This is a genomic window from Deinococcus radiotolerans, from assembly GCF_014647435.1.
Classification (GTDB): Bacteria; Deinococcota; Deinococci; order Deinococcales; family Deinococcaceae; genus Deinococcus; species Deinococcus radiotolerans.
Genome location: NZ_BMPE01000012.1, coordinates 1 through 21,636 on the forward strand (window position 1 = coordinate 1; position 21,636 = coordinate 21,636).

A 21,636-nucleotide genomic window follows, 5' to 3' on the forward strand; every position below is an offset into this window, starting at 1 on the left:
CCGACGGCTTTCGAGGAGCAGGCTTACATCCTGAACTGAGGCTCCACCAAACCCTTGACAGATCAGTTCTCCTCCAGGTGCTCGACGCTCATGTCGGCAGCGTCGTGATTGAGGTGAGGGAGGGCGAGCAGTTGGTGTCACCGTATGCGTACACGGACGCATTGGGCGCCTTCTATGACACGGAAGACGAGGATGGCTGGATGGCGATGTACAGCCAGCAGCGGCGGACGGCGTTGATGTCTCCCTCCAGCCATCCACGCGCAGCTCCAGGAGCCGAGCTGTAGGTGAGCTCAAGAAGACAGGCGACCAAAATGGGTCGCCTGTGATGTTGAAGAGGATACCGCGGTATGCACGTGGGCGCCAGGACATGCGGCACACTTGCCGTTAGAAGTCCTCGACTTCGTTCTGGACGTCGTTTTCTTCCAACGCGACGTAGCGGCGCGTGGTATCCACCGATGAATGGCCCAGGAACAGCCCCACCCGGGTAAAGTCTTTGGTTGCTCGGTACAGGCGCGTCCCCGAGTGCTTCCGGGCGGCGTGGAAGCCCCGCCAGGCGAGGCTGTGCCCGGCGGCTTGGAAGGCCAGGCGCATGCGGTACTGCACCTGGTGGTACTGCCAATCGAACAGCCGACCGTCCAGCGTGAGTGGGAAGAGCCCGTGCAGGGCCGTGCGGACCCGGCGGCCCAGGGGCACGCGGCGGACCTTGCCGCCCTTGCCATGCACGGTCAGCTGCGCCCCCTGGATGTCGCTGACCTTGACGTTCAGGGCTTCAGTGACGCGCAGGCCCGCGTGGGCACAGAGGAGGAGGAGCGCGGCGAGCCGGGGGTCGCAGTGCGGGAGGACGTCATCGACCTCGCGCATGTAGGGGGGGTTCTTAACGATGCCGGGCGTAGGGTCCGGGGGGACGTGGGCATCCTCGAAGGGCTGGGCTTCGGTGGCGCCCGCCCAGCGCAGGGCGCGGTAGAGGGCGCGGGCGCCGGCGACGTACTGCGCGACCGTGGCCGCAGAGAGGGTCCCTGACTTTCCTCGACCCTGGGACGGGCGAGTCTGAAGCTGGGCGACGTAGCGCCCGCCATCACGCCGACCCGGCCGCAACAGCTGCACACCGTTCGCCTGGGCCCAGGGGACGAAATCGCGGACGGCCAGGCTGTAGGCGGCGAGGGTCTTGGCACTGGTGCGGGCACCTTTCCGACTGCCGGTGGTCATGTACGCCTGGGTGATCTGCACGAGCGCTTCAGTGTCGTACGTGCTGGCGGCTTCGACGGCGCGGATCCGGAGGGCCTGGTCGGTGAGGTTGGTCAGGGCGAGGGTGTCGCTGCGGCGGACGAGCGTCATGGCTGGGCCTCGGAGATCACGGATACCCGATTTTCGCACTAACAGATATTAGTGTGACTACGATGGCATTACGCCGCGGAAAGATGCCAGCCCGGCAACCTATTCTTCCTACATTATTTTCTTCCAAAAGTACGTACTCTTTTCGTATGACCGTTCAGAAAACCAGTGTGAGTCTTGATACTCAGCTGCTGGCCTTCGCCGAGCACTACCAAATCACCCACCAGCTCCGCTCCCGGTCCGAAGTCTTCGCCGCTGCCCTGACGCTTCTCCGGGAACGGGAACTCGAAACGCAGTACGCCGCTGCCCTCACCGAATGGAATGCCACGGAAGACGCCGACCTGTGGGACTCGGCCGCGGGCGACCTCATGACCAGCGGAGTGCCCAGTGCGCCGAGGTGACCTCTACCTCGCTGACCTTGACCCCGCCCGGCCCAGCGAAGCGGATAAGAGGCGTCCCGTCGTCATCGTCAGTAGTGACGCCATGAACCGAACCGTAGATCGCCTGGGCGCCGGGGCTGTCACGGTGGTGCCCATCACCTCGAACGTCGCCCGCATCTACGATTTCTAGGTGCTGCTCCCGGCCGATCAAACGGGCTTGGCTCAGGACAGCAAAGCCCAAGCGGAGCAGATTCGCACCATCAGCCACAGCCGCCTGAGCCCTGCGCCCATCGGTGTCGTCCCACCGGAGCTGATGCGCCAGCTCGATCACGCGTTGCGTCTGCATCTCTCCCTGACATAACGCTTTTTGACCCGTCCTGTACCCCTCAACTCCTGCCGCAGGCCCCTTCCTGAGCCTCCTGTGAGGCTACGCCTTTCTGATTCGTCCTGCACGTACTTTTTTAATTCCAATGTTTGGCGTTCAGCGATCGGGAGGTCAGGCGCTGCCCGCCAGACCTGCAGCGGCCCAGACATGCCCACCTGAACGTCCTCAAAAGTGCAGGGTTTGCCTCACTGGTCGGCTCAGCGCATAGAGATCCCTTACGTCTGGACTCACGTTCTTGGCGCCAGCAGACTGACTGAGACCGGTCGACGGAGTGGCGGAAACCGTTGCCTGGGAACAACCGTCCGGTCCTGTGGTCGTCAGGCGGCATGGGGCTGCCGTCCACGCCCCACGGTGGCCGGCCCTGTGGACGACCCGGGCGGCCGCGTGAGCGGTGAGGTCAGCGCCACCTGAAGTCCGCTGTACCACGCCCAGGCCCTGTGGACCTGGCTCTGCGCCACGTCCTCGTCACCAGGGGACTCCGCCAAACCGGTCGATCAGGCGTCCGGTTCCTGCTTCGGCAGGCTCGGTTGCGAGGGTGACGATGGCGTCGGTGCCTTCTTCCAGCGTTTGTGGGCCACTGTGGCCGTTCAGGTCCGTTGCGGTGTACCCGGGGTCGGCCGCGTTGAACCGGATGCCGGGAAAAGCCCGGGCGTACTGGGTGGTCAGCATCGTGACTGCGGCCTTGGACGCGGTGTAGAGCGGCGCGGTCACCCTGGATTCGACGCGGTCCGGGTCGTGGGTCACCGCGAAGGACCCCATGCCGCTGCTGACGTTGATCACGACAGGGTGGCTGGAGCCCTGCATGAGGGGCAGGAACGCGTGTGTCACGCGGACGATCCCGACCACGTTCGTTCCGAAGACCTCCATGGCCTGCGCGCCGGTCAGTTGCTCGGCCGGCACGTGCGGGCCGATGATGCCCGCGTTGTTGATGAGCACGTCGATCTGCTCCTCGTGCGCCGCGACGTCCTGCGCCGCGCGGCGCACAGAAGCGTCGTCTGCAACGTCGATCTGCACGAATCGCACGCCCAGCTGCTCCGCAGCGGCCCGGCCCCGTTCAGCGTGTCGTGCGCCCAGCAGGACGGTGTGCCCCAGTTCGCTTAATCGGCGGGCCGTTTCAAAGCCCAGGCCCTTGTTCGCTCCGGTGATGAAGGTGATCGTCATGGGGTGAGTGTGACGGCCCGTTCGCTGCCCGCCCAGGGAGGACGCGACCATAGGACCGTGAGTCCTCCCCTCACGCGGCGCGGCCGCAGGGACTAGCATGAGGCGCATGACGGACCAGACGAGCCTCGCGGCGACACTGCGCGTGTGGCGGGAACGGTTGACGCCCGATCAGGTGGGCTTACCGCTCCGGCCCTCCCGCCGGACAGCCGGGTTGCGCCGCGAGGATCTCGCCGAGCGCTCTGGGCTGTCAGTGGATTACGTGATTCGGCTCGAGCAGGGCCGCGCGACCACACCGTCTGGGCAGGTGGTCGCTGCGCTCGCGGGCGCCCTGCAGCTGAATGTCACAGAACGCGATCACCTGTACCGCCTGACAGGGTTGCAGCCTCCGGGCGACCGGCTGGTGCGTGACTGTCTCACGCCCGGCGTGCACCGCCTGCTGACGCGGCTGGGGGACGTGCCGGTTTCGGTGTTTGCGGCTGACTGGCAGCAGATCTGGTGGAATGACAGCTGGGCAGCGTTGATCGGCGATCCTTCTGCCGTTTCTCCGGAGCACCGGAACTTCGCGGCCTCGCGGTTTCCCGTCCCAGGGTGTCCCGCACGGGTGGAGGCCTGGCCTGTCCGGGTCACCGACCTGGACGCTTCAAAGCGCGGTCTCGTCGCGGACCTGCGTCGTGCCAGCGCCCGTTATCCCACCGACGCGCGTCTGGGTGCCCTGATCCAGCGGCTGCTCGGGGGGAACGCCGAATTCGTCCGGATGTGGCAGTCCGGAACGGTCGGCGAACACACGGAGGACCAGAAGGTCGTCGAGCATCCGGTCGTCGGTCACGTGCGCGTCGACTGTGACGTGCTGACGGCCGGTGATGCCGACCTCAGGATTGTCGCGCTGACGGCCGAAGCGGGGAGTCCCGACGCGCACCGCATCGAACTGGCTCGACAGGTGGCCCGGACCGGAACGACCTGAGGATTTGGCCGTGACCGGGAGGCCCCTGACGTCACGGCGGAAGTGCACCGACGGCCCCTGCGCTGGGGGCCTGTCAGCGTCAGGATGGATCTGGGTGGAAGATGGCCTCAATCGGCTGGCCAAATTCACGGGCGATCCGGAACGCGAGGGGGAGGCCAGGGTCGTAGCGGCCGGTCTCCAGGGCGTTCACCGTCTGCCGTGACACGTTGAGGCGGTCCGCGAGGGCGCCCTGCGTCCAGCCTCGCGCCTCGCGGAGTTCCCGCAGGCGGTTGTTCACGCGCGCTCCGCCTGAGCGGCGAGCATCGCCGTGGTGACGGCCCACGAGAACATCCCGGCCGTGAAGGGCACCCAGGGCAGCGCTGGGTGCTGGAGCCCGGCGAGCGTCAGGAACGCGACCGTGATGGAGGTGGCCATGGCCACGACGAAGCCCACACCCAGCCCGCGCAGGAGGATCAGTTGCTGGTAGTCGTCGCTGCGTCCCAGGTGTCGGACGCTGGCGCGGATGACCAGCAGCAGTGGCAGCACCGGCAGGATGGCCCACAGGAAGCGCCACGCACTGTGGCCTTTGAGGTCCCCCCAGGTGATCACGGCCGCCAGGATGATCAGGTAGCCGAGGATGCCGGGCCAGAACTCGCGGGCGTAGGTGCGGGCGCGGGTCCGGTCGCCGGTGGACGGCGCCGTGCTGTCAAGTTTGTTTGTCATGCCTGATCATGGCGCGGGTACGCCGGTATGTCAAGCTTACTTGACAGGGCGTCGTGGAGGGCCGCGGGCGGTCTGTCCCTCAAGCCAGCCCGCGCGCCCGAATCACCAGCCGACGCACCAGTGGTTTGGCCCATGGAAGGCCCGCGTGGTCGGCACCGAGTGAGGCACGCTCCAGCATCGACCGATGCGTCCCGTGGGTGCTGCTTGGGCGGGGTCGTGCTGCCCACGGCGTCTCCAGGGCCGCCTGAACGGTCGGACGGTGATGCCGCCGTGGAGGTGGACGCCACCGTGATGCTCAGCGTGGGTGTGCCGCCACGACATAGCTGGCCTGCACGAGGCCGCTTGGGAACGCCTGGCTGCTGGTCAGCTGCCACTGCTGTTCAGTGAGGGTGCGGCTGAACAGGGCAATACCAGAGCCGAGCATGATCGGCAGCCAAGAGAAGGTCAGGTGGGTCACCACGCCGGCCTGAAGGGCCTGACGAACAACGTGACCGCCGTCGAGGTAGATGTGATGGTGTCCGGCCAGCCGGACCTGCTGCACGAGATCGCTGAGCTCGCCGTCAAAGGTCTCCTCGCCGTGGCGGGCCAGAAGTGGCCGGCTCGTCAGGACCACGACGCGCTTGCCCGTAAAAGGCCACTCGGGGAAAGTGGTCACCACGTCGTAGGTGGTTCTGCCCAGCACCATGACGTCTACAGACGCCATCAAACTGGAGTACCCCGTGTCTTCCGGTGGGTCGGTCTGAACGATGCTGAGCCAGTCGAGACTGTGGTTCTCGCGGGCCAGGTAGCCGTCGAGACTGATGCCGAGAAACACGCTGACACGCAGGGCAGGCGTCATGACCTAATTCTACATCGTAGAATTAGGTCATGGTGCCGCACGCCACAGGAGACGGACAGAACCGCCCAGCCCTCCGCAATCGCGGTCGCCCCAGGACCGGCAACGCGCTGACCGAGGCGGCCATCCTCGAGGCCGCCCTGACCCTGCTGGAGTCCCGAACAGTCACGTTCTCCCTGCGCGCACTGGCCCGGCACCTGAAGACTGATCCCATGGCGCTCTACCACTACTTCCCCAACAAGCAGGCCCTTCTCGCCGCGGCCGTTCACTCTGCTTTCAGCCAACTGGACCTGACTGAGGCCGATTTCCAGCCCGAAGATGACCTGGTGAAGCGCCTGGAGACGCTCGCAGGACACTACGTGGCGGCCATCGAGCGGTACCCCGGGCTGACCGTCGACATCATCGCCGGCCACGTGCCGGCCCAGGCCGTCATGGCCCACTTTGACCGGCTGTTCGCGCAGGCCACCGCACCGCTGAATCTCCCCCGCACGGCCGTGTCCGAGGCGGGCCACGTCCTGGTGGATTATCTGCATGGGGTCATGCTGGCCGGGCAGGTGGCAGGTCAGGTCTGGCGGACCGGCGTTCGCCTGATCGCGGCGGGCATGCATCACCAGCAGTCCAGCGAGCGTCGAAGCTGATCCACCGCACCGCACCGCGCGCTCGCCGCCCACTGATCCGGCCTGCAGCGGCGCGCCATGTCCACTGGGGATCGTCATCCGACGCTGGGCTCTGCACCGCCACCTGCTGCCCTCGGCCACGGGTGGCGGGCGGCCCCACCAGGGTCAGGAGGACGATCAGGCCTCACGGTATTCACAGGACGACCAGAAGTGCAGGGGGTTCTGCGGACGCCGATCAGCCGACGGAGCAGTTCGTGGATCTGTGTCGGCCGAGTGGGCCTCAGGGCACGTGGGACGCCAAACTGTACGCCCGGCTCAGCATTCCGTCCTCTCCGGTCAGCTGCGCCCATCGTGAGCCGGGAGGGCCCCTGTGAACAATGCTCCCATCATGACCCGGCGCAGTGGGCTGGATCGAGGGCAGAACGAATACGGTGTGCCGCGCCCGCCGCGGGTGCTGGCCAGAACCCGTGGCGGGCGGACGTCGGTCCCTCAGGTCTCGTCTCACTTGATGAGCTGGCGCACCTCCCGGAATGCGGCGGCAAACTCGTCCGTGTCGGGCAGTGGTGGCGCACGACGCTCCTCAGCGGGCGGCAGGATCAGTGGCGGGGGGCTGCCCTGCCCGAGCAGACCGTTCACCGCGACAGCCGCGTTCCCCACGCCCCGCAGCAGGCGGTTCGCGTGCAGGCGCTCCCGCAGTGAGCAAGGAGTCGGTTTGCGCGTGAGTTCGCTGTGGTCATCCATGGCCTCTCCTGACTGCTCGTCTGCCGCTGGCGGACTCACCGGCGCCGCTCGAACCGCTTGAGGTAGTCCGCGAGCGGCTCGAGACCAACCGCCGCGCGGCGCTGGTCGACCCTGGTGGGATCGTCCAGGCGGATCGGGGAGGCTCTGTTTTGCACGCCGCCGTAATGCACCTGCGTGCCGTACACCTGCGACTCCCCACGGCCAAGCCGCACCCGGTCCGTGAGATACGCGAAGTGCTGCGCTTCCCGGAGGGTGCTACGCTGCTGCGTGATCAGGTCCAGCACGCATGCCTGCACCATCAGCGCCTGGTCGGCGTGCTGCGCGAGCAACCACGCGTCCAAGGGCAGGTTCACCGACGTCGCCTTACGACGTGAACCGCCGCACCACTCAGGTCAGGTGCGCCTCAAACCAGCGTCGCGCGGCGGTCCACCGGCTCAGGTCAGCTGGAGTCGGCACAGGGTCCGTCATGACGCCTGTACGGGAGGTGCACCGAAGAGCTGCGGGCGGTCCAGTGCCTTGCGGAGCAGGGCCGCCAGTCGGGCCTGTTCCGTGGCGCTGAGGTGCGCGAACAGCGAGGTCTGCCGGGCGGTCATACGGGCCAGTGGACGCCGCAGCGCCAGCTGACCCGCATCGGTGAGCACCGCACTGTCCATGCGCCGCGTGATGAGCCCCTGCGCGGTCAGGTCCGCGAGGAGCTCGGTCAGGTCCCCGATGAACCGGAGGCGGGCGCTCAGCGCCTTCAACGTGAGCCCTGGCGACGCCTGAATGGCCGCGAGCAGATGAACGGCCTCCACGCTCAGCGCGGACGAGGCGACCTTCGCGGCAAGGTGCACGTGCAGGTCATGGGCGAGCCGCACGACCAGGGTGGAGAGGTCTGCCGAGCGCCGTTCGGTGCGGGAAGACAGGGATGAGTCGACCGACATGCGCCGACCCTCCCGGCTGGCGCGAACGACAGGGTGAGCAGGTCGCGTCCGTGGTGCTCATGAACAGCCCCCACCAGATGGTGGGGGCTGTGGACCAGGACGCTGCGTGCTTAGTGCAGGTGTGCCTGAACGTCAATCACAGCGTCGCTGTTGCTGACCATGGTAATGGTGTAGTCGCCAGGCTGGTACTGGTCGCCGAATTCGATGTAGCCGGTGTTGTTACCGCCGTAGAAAATCGGCTGGTTGGAGCCGTCAGGGGCGGTCAGCGTGGCGGTGAAGTCACCGGGGCCGCTCAGGACCGACATCCAGACGTGCATGTAGCTGTAGCTGCCGTCCCAGTGCACCTTGAAGGTGTTGACCTGCCCGGCCATAAATGTGACGGCGTTGGTGTTCCAGTCGTAGGCGGGCGTGATGTTGTAGGTCACGCCGGTGGGCGTGGTGGCGGTGATGGTCTGCTCAGCGCGGGTTTCGTTGCCGCTGGTGTCCTCCGCGATCACCACGACGCTGTAGTCCCCGTCCTTGGCGGGCGTCCACGCGGCCGTCCAGTTGCCCTGGCTGTCGCCGGTCAGGGCCGCGACGCCGCCACTCTGCTCGGCGGGGTTGTTGCTGGCCACGAGGTTGCCGTCCACGTACGCACGGACGTTCTGCACGCCCTGGTCGTCCCCGACCGTACCGGTCAGGTTCAGCGCGGCGCCCGTCGAGGCCGAGGCGGTCGCGAAGGTCAGCGTGGGCATGACCGTGTCGGTGGTCAGCCCGTTGGTCTGGATCTGCTTGGCGAAGCTTTCGCTGACCGTCTGGTAGCTGGCGGTGTCCGTGCCGGCGACCTGCACCCACGCCTGGAAGGTGGCGGTGACGTTCAGTTCACTGTCGGTGTCCGTACCGCGCGACGTGACGTTCACGCCGATCTTGCTGCCCGCGCCGTTCAGCACGCCGTCGCTGACGTTACCCAGGGTGTAGGTCACGGGGCCGATGTCGCTGGTGGGGACGGTGGCGGACGCGCCGCTGTTCACGGGTGCGGTTTTCAGGTTGAGGCTGAGGTTGAACGTCGTGTCGGTGTACAGCTCGTTCATGCTCAGGCTGGGTGCCAGGGTGCTGGTGGCCGCGTCGTACACCGCGTGGGATTTGATGCGGATGACGGTGTTGTTCTTGTCGACCGTGCCGGCGTTCTCCGCGGCGGGGCCGTACGCGAGGAGGGTGGCGCTGGTCGCGTCGTCCTTGACCTTGTTTTCGAAGGTGTAGTCCCCTTTGGGGAGGAGCAGGAGGCGGTGGTAGCTGTTGGCGCTGTTCAGGGTCAGGGTGGTGGCGCCGGTGCCGGTGGGGTCGTAGGTGGTGCCGTTGAAGGTGACGGTCTTGCCGGCGCTGTCGCGGACGGTCACGTCGTAGTGGCGGGCGGGGGCGTCGCCGGTGAGGCCCTGTGCGCCGAGGCCCTGCCCTGCGAAGGCGGGCGCGCTGACCTCGACCTTCATGAGGGGTCCTTTGGCGGTGGGGGTGACGGCGCGCTGGCCGCAGGACGCGAGGGCCAGGGTGAGGGTGGTCAGGGCAAGGGTGGTGTTGAGGACTGAACGCATGGGTGCTCCTGTGGCGCCTTCCGGGGAAGGGGCCGTGCGTGAAAGGCGTGGTGTGATGCGCGGTGGGCGCGGTCGAACGCAGGCAACTTAGTGAATGTGTCGTTAGCGCAGCGTTAAGAGCCTCGGCAGGGGCGGCAGGAAGGAACGCGTCAGGACTCCAGGCCGGTGTGCAGGCACGCCAGCGGAAAGAACTCGACCCGGGGGCCGTGGACGGGGAGACGCTGCGGTGGGCGCACCACTGGCTCAGTCGGACCAAGGTGCCCGGGTAAGGGCCCGACATCATCGCCTCGCATCAGGTTGCTGTTTAAAAATTCACCTGTGCCTCATACTCTGCGGCTGGTCATTTCACAGAAACCTTACAACGTGAGATGGTTCCATGAGTCTGCAGTGGGCCCTTCCCTGAGTTGCCCTGCCATCCTGCTGACCACAACGCACGCGTGGAAGCCAGGCGCCGCCTCGATGGTGGGCAACGTTGACCGGACGCCCAGGGCCACGCCAGGACACGCCGTCCGGCAGTCGAATATCCCGACGCTCCTCCTTCTGGCGCCACACGCCGACCACCCGCGTCACCGCCTGCCGCGTGGCCCGGAGCAACAGGCCCAGGCCAGCGGCCCGGAGCCGATATGCCAGGGCTGACCGGGTACCGTTCAACCCCCGCTGCCGCAGCACCTCGCGGCTCACGGGGACCAGCCCGGCCGCTCTCATGCAGGGTCCGCGCATGACACGTGAGGCCTTCTTCCGGCGCGGTCGTCATGAAGCAGGTCACCGTCACGCCCAGGTGCACCGCGAGGTGCTGCAGGGAGACGCAGTTCATCTGGCCGTGCGCTTCAGTGTCTAGGTTCAGCGCCAAGGTGTCCATTTCGATCCTGGGCACGGCCAGGCGGGCTGCTGTAGTAATGCAGTCGTCATCATATCGGGCCTGACAACTGACTCGGTGTACACGCCAGTAGCCCCCTTCCTCGAGCACCGCCCGGGATGAACAGTGAGAAGCCCACACAAGGTCGCCGTTTCCCCGCTTTCAGCGTTTGGTGACGTGAGGGGCGAGGCCACCGCTGCCGATAGGCGCTTTCCTGCCGCGCTCATCTGGTCGGGTGCGCCGCGTGTAAGGACGCTGTGACCCGCCAGCCAGCAGAGTATGAGGCAAGAATGAAGTTCTTCACCATTCCTCCCGGTGCGCTCGCCCAGGCCTTCCCGACCCGGGCCAGGGAGGCTCAGCCGTCCACCCGTATTCACCAGGCGCCCCGACGCTCCTGGACAGGAGTCTCCATGCGCCGCACCGTCTCTGCTCTCGCGTGTCCATCCCTCGCCCTACTCCTTGCGTCCTGCGGGCACAGCACCGCCACACCCACCGCCAGTCCGCTTACCGAACTGCGCCTGAGCGCCACTGGATTCATGGTGGGCGCCGCCCCCCAGGACCTCGGTGGCCTCGGCCTCACCAGTGACGCTCCGGCTCGCCACGTCGTCGTCACCGTACGTGACGACTCCGGCCAGGTCGTCACGTTCAACGGCACCACCTACGACCCCACCGGCACCGGCGCAGCCACGGTCGAACTCAACAGCGGCAACCTGTTCCGCCGCACGCTGCTGCTCCCCTCCGGCACCTACACCTTCGAGAACGCCGTCAAGGACGACGCCACCAACGCCACCCTCCTCGCATATGGCCCCGCTGCCGAGAACGCCGGTACCCTCACCACCACCGGGGGCAGCGTCCGCCTGACCGCGCACGCGGTCATGGACCCGGCCAGCAGCGTCCTGGCCCCCACCGAGAACGTCCCCCAGCTGTTCACCGACAGCACCGTCAACCTGGCCCTCAGTCCCAAAACGGCGGGCGTGAACGGCGCGTCCGCGACCGTGCCCACCAGCGACATCAGCGCGGTCACCTACAGCCTCGGGAGCCCAACCGACGGTGTCCTCAACGGGGCGGGCAGCAAGGTGGGCGTGAACGTGACGGCGCGTGGCGCGGCCGATGACACCACGCTGAACGTCACCGCCAGCTTCAGCGCCTGGATCCGCGTCGCCGGGACGGACACGGCCACCTTCCAGAGCGTCAGCGTGAGTTACGCCCAGGGCATCGCCATGTACGCGGTGGTGCAGCAGGCGGCGCCGCTCATGGGCTTCGCGCCCATCTCCGGTCCGCCGCTCAACCGGGGCTGACAAGCCCCGCGACAGCTGACACGCAAGGCCGTCAGCGCCCCACTGTCATACACGGGGCGCTGACGGCCGGCCCGCTTGCGCGCCACGCCAGCACGGGGTGACGGTGGACAGATTGAACGCCTGGAGACCCACGCAGTCACCCATGGGCAGCAGTCCTGATCGGCAGGCGGTCCTGCCCGGCCGCAGGGGCAGGGCGGCCCGCACCAGCCAGACCGTCCACCTGCGCGGGGACAGCACGAGGTGGACGAGCAGATCACGGTGTCCGCCCACCTTGACCGATGGGGCAACGGCAGGCCGCCTCGATGCCGCGGTCCCGGTCAGGATGTCGGGCGGGCAGGGCCCGGCAGCAGAAGCGCGGTGTCCCCCAAGCGTCGCGGCCACCAGACCGGCTCGGGTGCCGGTTGCAGAGACGGCCGAGCCCTCACCGGGCACCGCCACGGACACCGGTGACGCCGTCCACCTGATCCGCAGGGCCACTGCGCTTACCGCCGGCATGACCCCAGCGAACCGTGCAGCTCCGGGACGGGTCTGCGGCCGGGGTGAAGAACGGCGTGCGAGCGGGCCCATGCGCGCGCCGCTCTTCGGACCTCGTGGTTCAATCCTCTGTCCGCAATGCGGCATGCGCGTTCTCAGGACCTACCGGCTGGAGCGGAACCGGCCTGATCCACGGGTGCGTGCAGTCGGTAGCGTTTGCTCCTGGCCTGAAAGCACCACTGATCGGGTCGCCGCAGGATGTCCGCGTCAGACATGAGTCCTGGTGGGTAACCCATTCGCTGGTGGCCGGGCCGCCGCCCCATGAATTCATAAGGAACGCCCACCAGGGGCGGGCGTTCTTTTTAGACGAGCTGGGGGCGTCTGACTTACTGGGCCCAGATCTGGACGGTCTGGTCGACGCTGGACACCACCGTGAAGATGTAGCTTCCGGGTGCCCCCGTCAGGTTGTACAGCTCAGCGTCGTTGTTGGCGTCGTAATAGGGATCCGTCGTCAGCGTCTGACCGGCGCTGTTCTTGAGAACGCCGGACAGCGTCGAGCCGGCGGACCAGGTGTAGTTCCAGGCGTAGATATAGGTCCTGGCGCCGTTGATCCTGAAGGTCTGGGGCACGCCCGCTTTGAACGCGAAGTCCTGGTAGTAAGCCCCGCCCGTTACGTTGATCTCTTGGTAGTCGTTGGCGGTAACGGACTGGTCGACGCGGGTTTCGTTGCCGCTGCTGTCCTCGGCGATCACCGTCACGGCGTACGTGCCTGCGGCCCCGACCAGCCACGGCGCGCTCCAGCCCCCGTTGCTGTCGCCGGTCACCGCGGCGACGTTGTCGCTGGGGTCCATGCTGGCGACCAGGTTGCCGTCCACGTACACGCGCACGCCCTGCACCATCACGTCATCGCCGACTGTGCCCGCGAGGGTCGCGGTGGTGTTCACGGTGGGCGCCGCGGCGTTCAGGCTCAGGGTGGGCATGACCGTGTCGGTGGTCATCACGTTCGTCTGGATCTGCTTGGCAAACGCGATGCTGACGGGCTGGTAGCTGGCCGTGTCGCGGCCACTGTCCTGCACCCAGGCGCTGAAGCTGGCCGTGACGTTCAGTTCGCTGTCGGTGTCCGTGCCGCGGCTGGTGACGTTCACGCCCACCTTGCTGCCTGCCCCGTTGAGCACGCCGTCCGTGACGTTGCCGAGGGTGTAGGTGACCGCGCTGATGTCGCTGGTGGGCACCGTGGCCATGGCCGCGCCGAAGGTGGCGGTCTTGAGGTTGAGGCTGAGGTTGAACTTGGTGTCGGTGTACAGCTCGTTGAGCGTCATGCTCGGGGCGAGCGTCGTGTTGGCCGGGTCGAGCACCGCATGGGACTTGAGGCGGATCAGGGTGGAGGCCGCGTCCACGGTGCCCGGGTTCTCGCTGCCGGGACCGTAGCCGAGCAGGACGTTGTTGGCGTCGTCTTTGACCTTGTTCTCGAAGGTGTACTGCCCGGCGGGCAGCAGCAGGGTCTGCTTGAACTGGTTGGCGTCGTTCAGCGTCAGGGTGGTGGTGCCGGCGCCGGTGGGGTCGTAGGTGGTGCCGTTGAAGGCGACGACCTTGCCCTTGCTGTCGCGGACGGTCACGTCGTAGTGGCGGGTGGGGGCGTCGCCGGTGAAGCCCTGCGCACTCAGGCCCTGCTGAACCCCGGAGAGTGTGCCCATGGGGGCGGCGACGTCCACCTTGACGAGCTGGGCGACGGGGGCGGTGGAGGTGCCGCAGGAGGCGAGGGCGGCGGTGAGGGCGGTGAGGGCGAGGGTGAGCTGAATGCGGTTTTGCATGGGGCTCCTGGGCCAGGACGGTGGGCGTCCCAGCGGCATGGGGGAAGTTGCGGGGGTCGCACCACTCGCTCGGTTCACGCCAGGTGCCCGGGTACGGCGTGAAATTCATTGCGTCGCCCCATGAGCATGCCGTGAGTTTTCTTACAAAGTTCTTTTTTCACTCACCCGAATGGGGGCCCCACCTCGCTGGGTGCTGCGCCGAACGATGGAGGACAGTGTGCCTGACCTATCTGGCCCTACACTCCTGTCCCCAGGTCAGGCCATGATCCTGTGCCCTGCCGCGGTACCGCCTTGCAGCGACGCACCTCGCCGGGCGGGTCGAAACCATCTCTGCTGGACCACACCCGTTCATGACGCAGGCGCCTACGACAGAGCGGCGGTTCCAGGATGACCGGGCTGGTGGCCGCTCCAGTGGATTCAGACGACCGGGCAGCGGTGATCAGAAGGCCTTCTCCATCAGCCCGCAGCGGCACCAGTCGGTGATCACAGGCCGCCCGCGCACGGTCCTGCCCTGACTACAGCAGCGGCCCCCAGCGCGCAGTTAGGCCCGTCGGGCGGCAGCATTGGGTGCCCTTGAGGGTGCTGGTGACCTTAGCTCGTGATTTAAGCCGACCGCGCATGTTGCGGTCGTTTGTTCTAGGATCGGAAGTCGTCAGGCGCTCTTCTTCAAGGCGGGGAAGCGAGGCGCTCGGCCTGAACCCTTCCCTTTCGGTCGTCCGGGTGAACGGCCCGACGGTTTTGGCGCGCACGCTGGACTCCCTAGGGGTACCAGCAACTGGACAAAACCCTGCCGGACTCGACTTGGCGTCAAGCGACCACGTTCCTGTGGTCGCTGCCACGGAAGACGGGTATCGGTCACCACTGGCTGGGCCAAGCGCAGTTGGGTGAAGGCCAGCAGCACCAACAGCGTCCAACGGTCCGCTTGCTCCGGATGACGCAGACGTGGTGTTTCCCAGTTCAGCGTCTGTTTGCAGAAGCGGAAGGTATGTTCCAGATCGAACCGACGCGTGTAGGCGCGCCACAACATCGCCAGATCCGGCACGCCCGGTCCCCGCCACCAGAGCCAGAACGCCTGCGGTTGACGCGTTTCCCGGGGCAACTTCGCCACCTCCAACAACAACACGGTCCCGCTGTACGTCGGCTTGAAGTGACGCGATCCTGGCCGAGTGTCCTGAGTGGTCTTGACGTGGAGCCCTGTCCAGGCACGGACATGGACGGTCCCGTACTGCTCCGTGGTTTCCAGATGCTCCAGATGGGGTGCCGGCCAGGTGGTCTGATCCGCGCACAGAAACTTGGCCCCATGAATGCGTGGGCGACCTCCCTGGGGACCCGGACGAGTCGTAGCATCGAAAAAGAACCGTCGATTGCGCCGCACACGGACAAGGACGCTGACTCTGTCAGCGTCCTTGAGCTTCGACAGGCGGACAGGATCGTACCCGCCATCGAAGACGAGTAGCGGCGATGCGCCGCCTGCGGGAAGCACATTCACAACGTGTTGAACCTGTTCGTCAGCCAGCTCGTGCGCTGTTCGGCCAGGAGCAACTCGACGCACATCAAGGGGTGCAGTCCAGCTGCTGCTGACGGGTCCAAGCTGGGCGACCCAAGAGTAGGACCAGCCCGCGACAACAGGTTTTCCAGCGCTGTGACGACTCGGATGATAGAAGTACCCCCGCTGTGGACTGGTCTCGGCATCGTTCCGGACCCAGGTCGAGGTATCGATGGCAAAGACGAGTGGATGGTCGGCGTTCAGGGTGGTGCCGACGAGTGCTCGAACACGCTCGGCATCGAGCGTGCCCTTGGTCAACGCTGCGTACAGGTATAGGTTCTCCGATGAAGCTATCCAGATGGGCCAGTCCCAGCTCTTTCAGGAGCAGACTGAGTGGTGCGGCAGATCCGGCGAAATCTGCTCAGGCCCGTCAGAACCGCCTTCGTGTACACAAGCGCGAGATGTTCAATGTTATTCACACTCGCACAGGTCGCCCCTCCCGACCTCCACCGCGACCAGGTCAGTCAATGCCGCCCCTTGAGGCAGACGAGGCATCTTGAAGTTGTGGTCGTACTCGAACGTACGGAGGAGCCGTCCTGGCCGGAGTCGGGTGTGGGTCGAACTGAGCGGGCTGGCTCCGCCGTATGGCGAGATACGACCTGGGTTGGTCTGACGTACAGAGTGCTGCGGTTATGGCTCGTCGCGTCGGTGCTTGTCGACGACCTTACCTGCGAGACGCAGGGCGCGCCTATACGCCTGGTCGTTGGTGAAGCCGCTGGCCGCCATGCGGGCAGGGTGGTCGCGGAGGCTGGCGCGGCGCAGGGCGCTGAGGGGAATGTGGGGGATGTCGGCGACCTTGCAGGCTTTCCAGAGCTGCATGCGGAGGTCCTCGGGGGTCATGGGGAAGATGGGCAGGGCCTTTTCGGTGGCGTAGAGGGGGCCACCGGCTTCCTTGAGGAGGGGTTCCAGCGCGCGCTGGGCCGGTTGGGAGAGGACCGTCACGGTCCTGGCGCGGAGCAGTTCGCCCGTGCTGGGCTCGTACCTGGACCAGTTCAACCCGAGCAGTTCCCTGACCTGGAAGGCGTGCTCATCGATGAGGGTGAGGGCCGCGTACAGCTCGGGGCCGCTGGTTTTCGCCGTCTTCAGGAGCTGTTCGATGTCTTCGCGGTCTGGGATGGGGTCGCTGGCGTGTTCGCTGCCGGGGTTGGGGTAGCCGGTCATGGGGTTGATGGTGAGGACACCTTCGGTGATCAGGGCGTCGTAGAGGACGCGCAGCGTGACGACGCGGGCGGTGAGGGTGTTGATTTTGAGGGGGCCGGGGCCGCGGTTGGGGGTGGAGAGCGGGCCGGCGAGCCAGGTGTGGAAGTGGGATGGGGGCTGGAGCAGGTCGATTTCGTCCACGTGTGCCTGTGTAAAGACCTGTTTGAGGTTGCTGTGGACCTGGGCGAGGGGGCGGCTGAGGGCGTCGACCCCGAGGGTGGCGGCGATGGTGTCGAGGTCGTAGTCGCGGAAGGCTTTTGTCAACTTGAGGGCGCGTTCGTCGGCGGGGTGGAGGGTGTCGCCTGGCATCTCACCAACAGTGTATGGGACTGTATAGAACAATAGAACAAAGGAGCGACTCTGGCCAACTTCCTCATTCCTCAGCTGCCAGGACTGGAGCTCAGGTCGGTGGGAGGATCCCACGTCGATCACAACAGCCAGCAGATAGCGCTCACGCCAGAGCCCCAGCCCTACGCCTGTGGAGAGAACCCTGTTCCGGGGTCGCGACAACGTGACTCCGGAACAGAGCTGGAGGGCGTCTCCTGGCCTGAACGCCGTTTCACTCGGCTGGTTTCACGAGTGCTCCACATCAGTGGGCCTGTCCCCTGTGCCCCGTTGCTGTTCAGCTGACTTAAACGCGGGGCCGTGCCCTGACGGTGCTGGGGCTGGGTCGTGGTGGGCGACCGCCTGGGCGAACTGGACGACGCGGTCATAGTGCGTCCTGTTGAGGTACCCGAGGTGAGTGGCGCTCTGCGCGTGGTCCCTCAGGGCGGCGCGGCGGAGTGCGCCTGGGGGAATGAAGGGGAGTTCCGCGTGGCGGGTGACCTGCAGGATGCGCAGCCGCAGGGCGTCTTGTGAGTCGTACGGGAATATGCGCAGGGCCGCCACCGTCTCCAGGGTGCCGTCGAAGAGCGGGTTGTAGCCGGCGCGGTGATGCAGGCGTTCCACGGCGGTGGCGGCTTCCGGCGTGAGTGGACTGACGACGTCGCCACGCAGCAGCGTGCGGCCTTGCGGGTTGAACGCCGCCCACTTGATTCGCAGGAGGGACGCGACCGGGACAGCGTGATGCCACAGCAGCAGCAGCGCGGCGTGCAGGGCGGCATCTGAACGGGCCGCGTGCACCAGCGCGGCCAGGGTTTCCCGCGGCGGCAGGGGATCGGTGCGCCGCTCAGGGGCCGGGGAGTGAAAGTCGAGGAGTGGGTCGCCCTGGATGACGCCGAGGTGCCGCAGGGCCCGGTACAGGGCGCGGAGGGTAAGCACGCGGCTGGTGCGGGTGTTGGGTTTGGCAGGAGTGCCGTCCGCGTTGATGAGGAGGACCTCACTGAGCCACGCGTGAAAATCCGCGGGCGGGCGGAGCAGGCTGACGTAGTCGCGCTGGGCGGCCGTGACGATGGGGCGGAGGTTACTGATGAGCTGAGCGGGCCGGCCCGCGAGTATGCCCTGGGCGTGCAGGGTACTGACGAGCGTATCGAGGTCGCCGGTGTGGAGGGCGTGGGTGAGGGTCCGGGCCTGCTCATCCGCGGGGTGAACCATACTGAAATCATATCTCAATGACAGATATGAGGTAGTATGAAACATTGTCTATTAGTACGAGCCGCTCAACACGATACCTTGCGCTTCAGCACGGGCAGAAGCAGAAATGAGACTCTGACTGGATTGCGCATCCATGGAACGCAAGCGGACAGCTCAAAATCTTCTCATATCTGTATCCACATACATACCGAGCAGATGCGCACTGCTGCTGAGTGACGCCAGCTGGGGCACCACCCGTCAGAATCTCATGAGGGAAGCCATGACCCAGACCTGCCGCGCGACAGGCACCTACCGAGGTCACACCCAGGTACCTATGCGAGTCACGCGGGCTGTCTGGGCGCCCCGGACATCCCCGTACGTGATTCAGTCAGAACTGAGCAACGATCTTGCCATCAACAAAACGGACGTTGACCGGCTTCAGGAAGGTCGTCGTCACCGGCACGTCAAGGCCAGTCGAGAGATTCTGAGTCTGGCAGGTCAATGTGTACCGGTAGGTGTCTATCCCGGACGGATCATAGGGGTCCAATCGCACGATCGAGGTTCCTGGCGCAGTGACGTCAAACGAGGGGACTGCGACGGCCGGGACGTTCCCCTCACTGATGTTGGTGTACGTGTACTTGCTGGTCACGTCCGTTCCGTTGTTCAGCACCTGAATGGTCCAGTTAACGGTCTGACACTTCGTGATCGCCGATCCCTCAACCTGAATCACGGGCGTGTTCGGTGCAAGTGGGGGCGCGTAGGGACCACACGCGGTCAGTGTGGCCGCGCCGATGGCGACAGTCATGAACTGGTGGCTCGTCAGGAACGGTTTGTCAGTCTGAATGGCCCGTGTCGAACATCATCTGCTGGTGATAGAGCGCATCGCACACCTGACCGGCCTCCTAGGAAAGCGTCGCCATAGACTCGACCTTGTGAACCTCCCAGACATCGGCATGAGTCCCGAACTGGCCCGACTGGACGACGCAGCCCGCGCTGTCGCCGATCACTGCAAGCGCGCCCCAGACCAGAGAATCCAGGGGCTCCAAGACCCAACCTTCCAGTATCAGATTGAGGCCATGCGCTACCGACTTGCGCTGACCGACCGGGTGGCCGAGTTAGAACGACAGTTAGTGGGTCGGTACTACAAGCATCTTCCGGTGCGTTGGTTCAGTGAACTGAATGCCGAAGAGCTGCTTCGTGTGCTCCCCACCCTCATCGAGGCGACCTTGGACTGGGGCCACGGCAACGGCTATCTGATGTGGTTCGCGTATGGCTGCCTGGACAGTCTGCCGCGGGATCAGGCGCGCGACCTCTACCTCGAGGTCTTCGCCCGGTCCATGCGGGTGTATGGCATGACGGGTGAATCGCTGAACGAACGACTGATCCACTCGGCAGAGACGTTCGTCACGAGTCAGCAGATCTACCACTCGAAGACCGGACACGAGTGTCAAGCCGCACTGCGGGACGTGATCCGGGTCGAAATGGGCGAGCATTTCGTGACCCTCTACGATCAGGAGTGGGTGAGCATTCGGGCGGACGATGCAGCGGACACAATGTCTGATGGGCCCACGAAATGGACAGACCAAACTTGACGGCCCACTGGAGGGTGAATGTCACAAGGATCCTCATGTAGGGAAGCGAGAGGCTGGACTTATGGCGCTCACGCGACCTCGCTCCTCTGCCTGATGCTCTTCAAATGGCACGGTTAATGGTAGTGAATAGGATGCGTATGCGCCAGCACGGGCGCTCCCACGACACCGTGGGGGCCGGACCCGGCGCTTACTGCATCGGCACGCCGTTGACTTTGACACCGGTCTGGTCGAGCTGCACATCGGTCACGAGGCGGCTGCCTTTCTTGACCAGAATGCCCTGCTCCTGAGCGGCCTGCAGCATCATACCCACGTCCGACTCGCCCGGGGCGAGGTCCCCGGCCAGCGCCTCGATCGCCTGCGCCTCACCTTCAGCGTGCGCCTGCACAGTCAGCAGGGACATCAGGGCGGCGGGGTTGAGCATCAGGGTGCTCCAGTCGACGTTCGCGCCGGCCTTCAGGGCGGCTTTGGCAGTGAGCTGCACCTCGTCCTTGCCGCTCCCCACTGAGAACCGGTCGATGGACACGGTGGGCGCTCCTTTCAGCACCGCTTCGATGATCGGGTTCAGGACGTCCGGATCGAAGTCCTCAGCTTCGAGGTCGAGTCGGCTCAGTTTTGCCAGCGCCTGGCGGTCGAGGTGCCCCACCGTGACCTTCAGGTTCAGGTTGTCGAGCGCCTGGTCTTCGAAGGCCGCTGTGGCGACGTGGTAGGTGGCGCTGCTGGACACGAACTTCGCGTCGCTCTGGACTGCACTTTCGGCTTTGACCGGCCCGAAACTGAACAGCGTCTTGCCATCCTGGGTGGCCTGGACCGCCCCGACGTTCAGCGTGGCCGCAGCGTCCCCCAGCCCGTCGGCGGCGTTCTCGCCGGTCATGAACCACGTCGAGCTCCCGACCGTCACGAGGCCCCCGTCACCTTTCATGGTCAGCCCGGGCCACTGCCCGTCGGAGCGGACACGGTCACCTTCGGCGGTCACGGTGCCGCTCGCGGCCTTCCAGGTGGCGGTCATACCGTCCTCGGTGAACTGGCCTTCCGGCACGCGGTAGGTCGTGACGCTGTTTCCCCCGAACTTGACGAGGGTCTGCAGGCTGATCTTCTGACCGCCGAACGCCTGGTCCAGCGTCTTCTGAACCTCCGCCGGGAAGGTGACGTCCGTCGTGACCGTCGCTGCACCGAACGCCTTGCCCTCGGGGAACGGACCATTGTGCACGTGGCTGGTCAGCGTGATCACGAAGGGCTCGTCGCTCTCCGGCATCAGGGTGAGGGTGGTGACCTGCGTGCCACCCAGGGCGTTCCCCTGGTACGGGCTGCTGACCATGGTCGCCAGGCCGGAGTCTTCCAGGGCCTTCTTGGTACGGCCGAGCTGTTCCTGCACGTCCCGCTGGGTCTGCTGACCGGCGACGACGGCAAGGCCTGCGCCTCCCAGGAGGAGGGCAGCGGTGGCGATCAGGGCAATTCTGACTGGGGCGCTCTTCATCTCGCTTCCATGGTGGGTGACGCCCGGGTGGTTGTCTGCCTCATGTGTGGCCGCGCTGGCGGGGAGGGTCAGGCCGGCGGGAAAGAAGCGCAGGTCCACGTCGCTGTCGGAGCGCACCTCCAGCGCGAGATGACTTCACTTCCGTGGTCGCCGCCTGCGCGTGGATGGGCCGACATCGTCGGTGGTCACGCGATGCCAGAACGCGGCTCGGCATGGAAGAACCGTGAGGCGGCTTCACCACGACCCATCATCTGCCCGCCCACTCAGC

The 21,636-nt window shown here is 66.0% G+C and carries 20 protein-coding genes, 2 pseudogenes and 1 riboswitch; of the genes and pseudogenes, 7 read left to right on the plus strand and 15 right to left on the minus strand.

Going from position 1 to position 21,636, the window contains the following annotated elements:
• On the plus strand, positions 1–284 hold a 284-nt coding region (locus IEY63_RS22290; RefSeq protein ID WP_229784755.1), incomplete at its 5' end, for a hypothetical protein.
• A 100-nt stretch (positions 285–384) separates the two neighbouring features.
• On the opposite strand, the gene IEY63_RS15835 is transcribed toward IEY63_RS22290, so the two are convergent.
• A complete protein-coding gene (locus IEY63_RS15835) occupies positions 385–1,335 on the minus strand; it encodes a tyrosine-type recombinase/integrase (RefSeq protein WP_189069968.1) in 951 nt (316 codons plus the stop codon).
• A gap of 146 nt (positions 1,336–1,481) precedes the next feature.
• On the opposite strand from IEY63_RS15835, the gene IEY63_RS15840 reads away from it, so the two are divergent.
• Complete coding sequence (locus IEY63_RS15840) at positions 1,482–1,733, plus strand: DUF8778 family protein (protein WP_189069969.1); 252 nt, start codon at positions 1,482–1,484, stop codon at positions 1,731–1,733.
• A pseudogene (locus IEY63_RS15845) lies at positions 1,720–2,073 on the plus strand (type II toxin-antitoxin system PemK/MazF family toxin). The gene IEY63_RS15840 and the pseudogene IEY63_RS15845 overlap by 14 nt, the downstream one beginning before the upstream one ends.
• Before the next feature lie 489 nt (positions 2,074–2,562).
• Here IEY63_RS15845 and IEY63_RS15850 read toward each other — a convergent pair.
• Positions 2,563–3,258: an SDR family NAD(P)-dependent oxidoreductase gene (locus IEY63_RS15850; protein WP_189069970.1), complete on the minus strand. Its 696-nt coding sequence runs from the start codon at positions 3,256–3,258 to the stop codon at positions 2,563–2,565.
• A 106-nt stretch (positions 3,259–3,364) separates the two neighbouring features.
• Between IEY63_RS15850 and IEY63_RS15855 the strand changes: the two genes are divergently transcribed.
• Entirely contained in the window at positions 3,365–4,219 is an 855-nt protein-coding gene (locus IEY63_RS15855; RefSeq protein WP_189069971.1) for a helix-turn-helix transcriptional regulator, read from the plus strand.
• A gap of 79 nt (positions 4,220–4,298) precedes the next feature.
• Here the strand turns inward: IEY63_RS15855 and IEY63_RS15860 are convergent, their stop codons facing one another.
• The 3 genes from IEY63_RS15860 to IEY63_RS15870 all read right to left on the minus strand — a co-directional run bounded on the left by IEY63_RS15860 (position 4,299) and on the right by IEY63_RS15870 (position 5,759).
• On the minus strand, positions 4,299–4,496 hold the full coding sequence (locus IEY63_RS15860; RefSeq protein WP_189069972.1) for a helix-turn-helix transcriptional regulator: 198 nt from the start codon (positions 4,494–4,496) through the stop codon (positions 4,299–4,301).
• Entirely contained in the window at positions 4,493–4,921 is a 429-nt protein-coding gene (locus IEY63_RS15865; RefSeq protein ID WP_189069973.1) for a hypothetical protein, read from the minus strand. Before IEY63_RS15865 ends, IEY63_RS15860 begins: the two co-directional genes overlap by 4 nt.
• A gap of 295 nt (positions 4,922–5,216) precedes the next feature.
• On the minus strand, positions 5,217–5,759 hold the full coding sequence (locus IEY63_RS15870; protein ID WP_189069974.1) for a dihydrofolate reductase family protein: 543 nt from the start codon (positions 5,757–5,759) through the stop codon (positions 5,217–5,219).
• A gap of 29 nt (positions 5,760–5,788) precedes the next feature.
• Between IEY63_RS15870 and IEY63_RS15875 the strand changes: the two genes are divergently transcribed.
• Positions 5,789–6,394 carry a TetR/AcrR family transcriptional regulator gene (locus IEY63_RS15875; RefSeq protein ID WP_189069975.1) on the plus strand — a complete coding sequence of 202 codons (606 nt, stop codon included), beginning with the start codon at positions 5,789–5,791 and terminating at the stop codon, positions 6,392–6,394.
• A 480-nt stretch (positions 6,395–6,874) separates the two neighbouring features.
• Here the strand turns inward: IEY63_RS15875 and IEY63_RS15880 are convergent, their stop codons facing one another.
• The 4 genes from IEY63_RS15880 to IEY63_RS15895 all read right to left on the minus strand — a co-directional run bounded on the left by IEY63_RS15880 (position 6,875) and on the right by IEY63_RS15895 (position 9,605).
• Positions 6,875–7,114 carry a hypothetical protein gene (locus IEY63_RS15880; protein WP_189069976.1) on the minus strand — a complete coding sequence of 80 codons (240 nt, stop codon included), beginning with the start codon at positions 7,112–7,114 and terminating at the stop codon, positions 6,875–6,877.
• 35 nt (positions 7,115–7,149) lie between these two features.
• Positions 7,150–7,467, minus strand: coding sequence for a DUF6624 domain-containing protein (locus IEY63_RS15885; RefSeq protein ID WP_189069977.1), 318 nt, complete (start codon positions 7,465–7,467; stop codon positions 7,150–7,152).
• A gap of 111 nt (positions 7,468–7,578) precedes the next feature.
• Positions 7,579–8,037 carry a MarR family winged helix-turn-helix transcriptional regulator gene (locus IEY63_RS15890; protein WP_189069978.1) on the minus strand — a complete coding sequence of 153 codons (459 nt, stop codon included), beginning with the start codon at positions 8,035–8,037 and terminating at the stop codon, positions 7,579–7,581.
• A gap of 110 nt (positions 8,038–8,147) precedes the next feature.
• Entirely contained in the window at positions 8,148–9,605 is a 1,458-nt protein-coding gene (locus IEY63_RS15895) for an Ig-like domain-containing protein (protein WP_189069979.1), read from the minus strand.
• A 215-nt stretch (positions 9,606–9,820) separates the two neighbouring features.
• Positions 9,821–9,904, minus strand: a riboswitch (cyclic di-GMP riboswitch).
• Positions 9,905–10,871: 967 nt separating this feature from the next.
• Between IEY63_RS15895 and IEY63_RS15900 the strand changes: the two genes are divergently transcribed.
• The gene (locus tag IEY63_RS15900) at positions 10,872–11,759 is read left to right on the plus strand and encodes a hypothetical protein (protein WP_189069980.1); all 888 of its coding nucleotides are present in this window, start codon (positions 10,872–10,874) and stop codon (positions 11,757–11,759) included.
• Positions 11,760–12,619: 860 nt separating this feature from the next.
• Here the strand turns inward: IEY63_RS15900 and IEY63_RS15905 are convergent.
• From IEY63_RS15905 to IEY63_RS15925, 5 genes and pseudogenes are all read right to left on the minus strand, one after another.
• Positions 12,620–14,044: an Ig-like domain-containing protein gene (locus IEY63_RS15905; protein WP_189069981.1), complete on the minus strand. Its 1,425-nt coding sequence runs from the start codon at positions 14,042–14,044 to the stop codon at positions 12,620–12,622.
• 652 nt (positions 14,045–14,696) lie between these two features.
• A pseudogene (locus tag IEY63_RS15910) lies at positions 14,697–15,860 on the minus strand (NF041680 family putative transposase); the annotation flags it as partial.
• Between the two features lie 360 nt (positions 15,861–16,220).
• Positions 16,221–17,099: a site-specific integrase gene (locus IEY63_RS15915; RefSeq protein WP_189069982.1), complete on the minus strand. Its 879-nt coding sequence runs from the start codon at positions 17,097–17,099 to the stop codon at positions 16,221–16,223.
• Positions 17,100–17,363: 264 nt separating this feature from the next.
• A complete protein-coding gene (locus IEY63_RS15920; RefSeq protein WP_189069983.1) occupies positions 17,364–18,323 on the minus strand; it encodes a hypothetical protein in 960 nt (319 codons plus the stop codon).
• 367 nt (positions 18,324–18,690) lie between these two features.
• Complete coding sequence (locus IEY63_RS15925; protein WP_189069984.1) at positions 18,691–19,107, minus strand: hypothetical protein; 417 nt, start codon at positions 19,105–19,107, stop codon at positions 18,691–18,693.
• A 127-nt stretch (positions 19,108–19,234) separates the two neighbouring features.
• Here IEY63_RS15925 and IEY63_RS15930 point away from each other — a divergent pair, with 127 nt between their 5' ends.
• On the plus strand, positions 19,235–19,894 hold the full coding sequence (locus IEY63_RS15930) for a hypothetical protein (RefSeq protein ID WP_189069985.1): 660 nt from the start codon (positions 19,235–19,237) through the stop codon (positions 19,892–19,894).
• A 187-nt stretch (positions 19,895–20,081) separates the two neighbouring features.
• On the opposite strand, the gene IEY63_RS15935 is transcribed toward IEY63_RS15930, so the two are convergent.
• Positions 20,082–21,485 carry a DUF945 family protein gene (locus tag IEY63_RS15935; RefSeq protein ID WP_189069986.1) on the minus strand — a complete coding sequence of 468 codons (1,404 nt, stop codon included), beginning with the start codon at positions 21,483–21,485 and terminating at the stop codon, positions 20,082–20,084.
• Positions 21,486–21,636 lie beyond the last annotated feature (151 nt).

Coding starts and splice junctions, on each gene's coding strand:
- IEY63_RS15835 (WP_189069968.1), bottom strand. CDS start 1,335: ATGACGCTCGTCCGCCGCAGCGACACCCTCGCCCTGACCAACCTCACC.
- IEY63_RS15840 (WP_189069969.1), top strand. CDS start 1,482: ATGACCGTTCAGAAAACCAGTGTGAGTCTTGATACTCAGCTGCTGGCC.
- IEY63_RS15850 (WP_189069970.1), bottom strand. CDS start 3,258: ATGACGATCACCTTCATCACCGGAGCGAACAAGGGCCTGGGCTTTGAA.
- IEY63_RS15855 (WP_189069971.1), top strand. CDS start 3,365: ATGACGGACCAGACGAGCCTCGCGGCGACACTGCGCGTGTGGCGGGAA.
- IEY63_RS15865 (WP_189069973.1), bottom strand. CDS start 4,921: ATGACAAACAAACTTGACAGCACGGCGCCGTCCACCGGCGACCGGACC.
- IEY63_RS15870 (WP_189069974.1), bottom strand. CDS start 5,759: ATGACGCCTGCCCTGCGTGTCAGCGTGTTTCTCGGCATCAGTCTCGAC.
- IEY63_RS15875 (WP_189069975.1), top strand. CDS start 5,789: ATGGTGCCGCACGCCACAGGAGACGGACAGAACCGCCCAGCCCTCCGC.
- IEY63_RS15880 (WP_189069976.1), bottom strand. CDS start 7,114: ATGGATGACCACAGCGAACTCACGCGCAAACCGACTCCTTGCTCACTG.
- IEY63_RS15890 (WP_189069978.1), bottom strand. CDS start 8,037: ATGTCGGTCGACTCATCCCTGTCTTCCCGCACCGAACGGCGCTCGGCA.
- IEY63_RS15895 (WP_189069979.1), bottom strand. CDS start 9,605: ATGCGTTCAGTCCTCAACACCACCCTTGCCCTGACCACCCTCACCCTG.
- IEY63_RS15900 (WP_189069980.1), top strand. CDS start 10,872: ATGCGCCGCACCGTCTCTGCTCTCGCGTGTCCATCCCTCGCCCTACTC.
- IEY63_RS15905 (WP_189069981.1), bottom strand. CDS start 14,044: ATGCAAAACCGCATTCAGCTCACCCTCGCCCTCACCGCCCTCACCGCC.
- IEY63_RS15915 (WP_189069982.1), bottom strand. CDS start 17,099: ATGCCAGGCGACACCCTCCACCCCGCCGACGAACGCGCCCTCAAGTTG.
- IEY63_RS15920 (WP_189069983.1), bottom strand. CDS start 18,323: ATGGTTCACCCCGCGGATGAGCAGGCCCGGACCCTCACCCACGCCCTC.
- IEY63_RS15925 (WP_189069984.1), bottom strand. CDS start 19,107: ATGACTGTCGCCATCGGCGCGGCCACACTGACCGCGTGTGGTCCCTAC.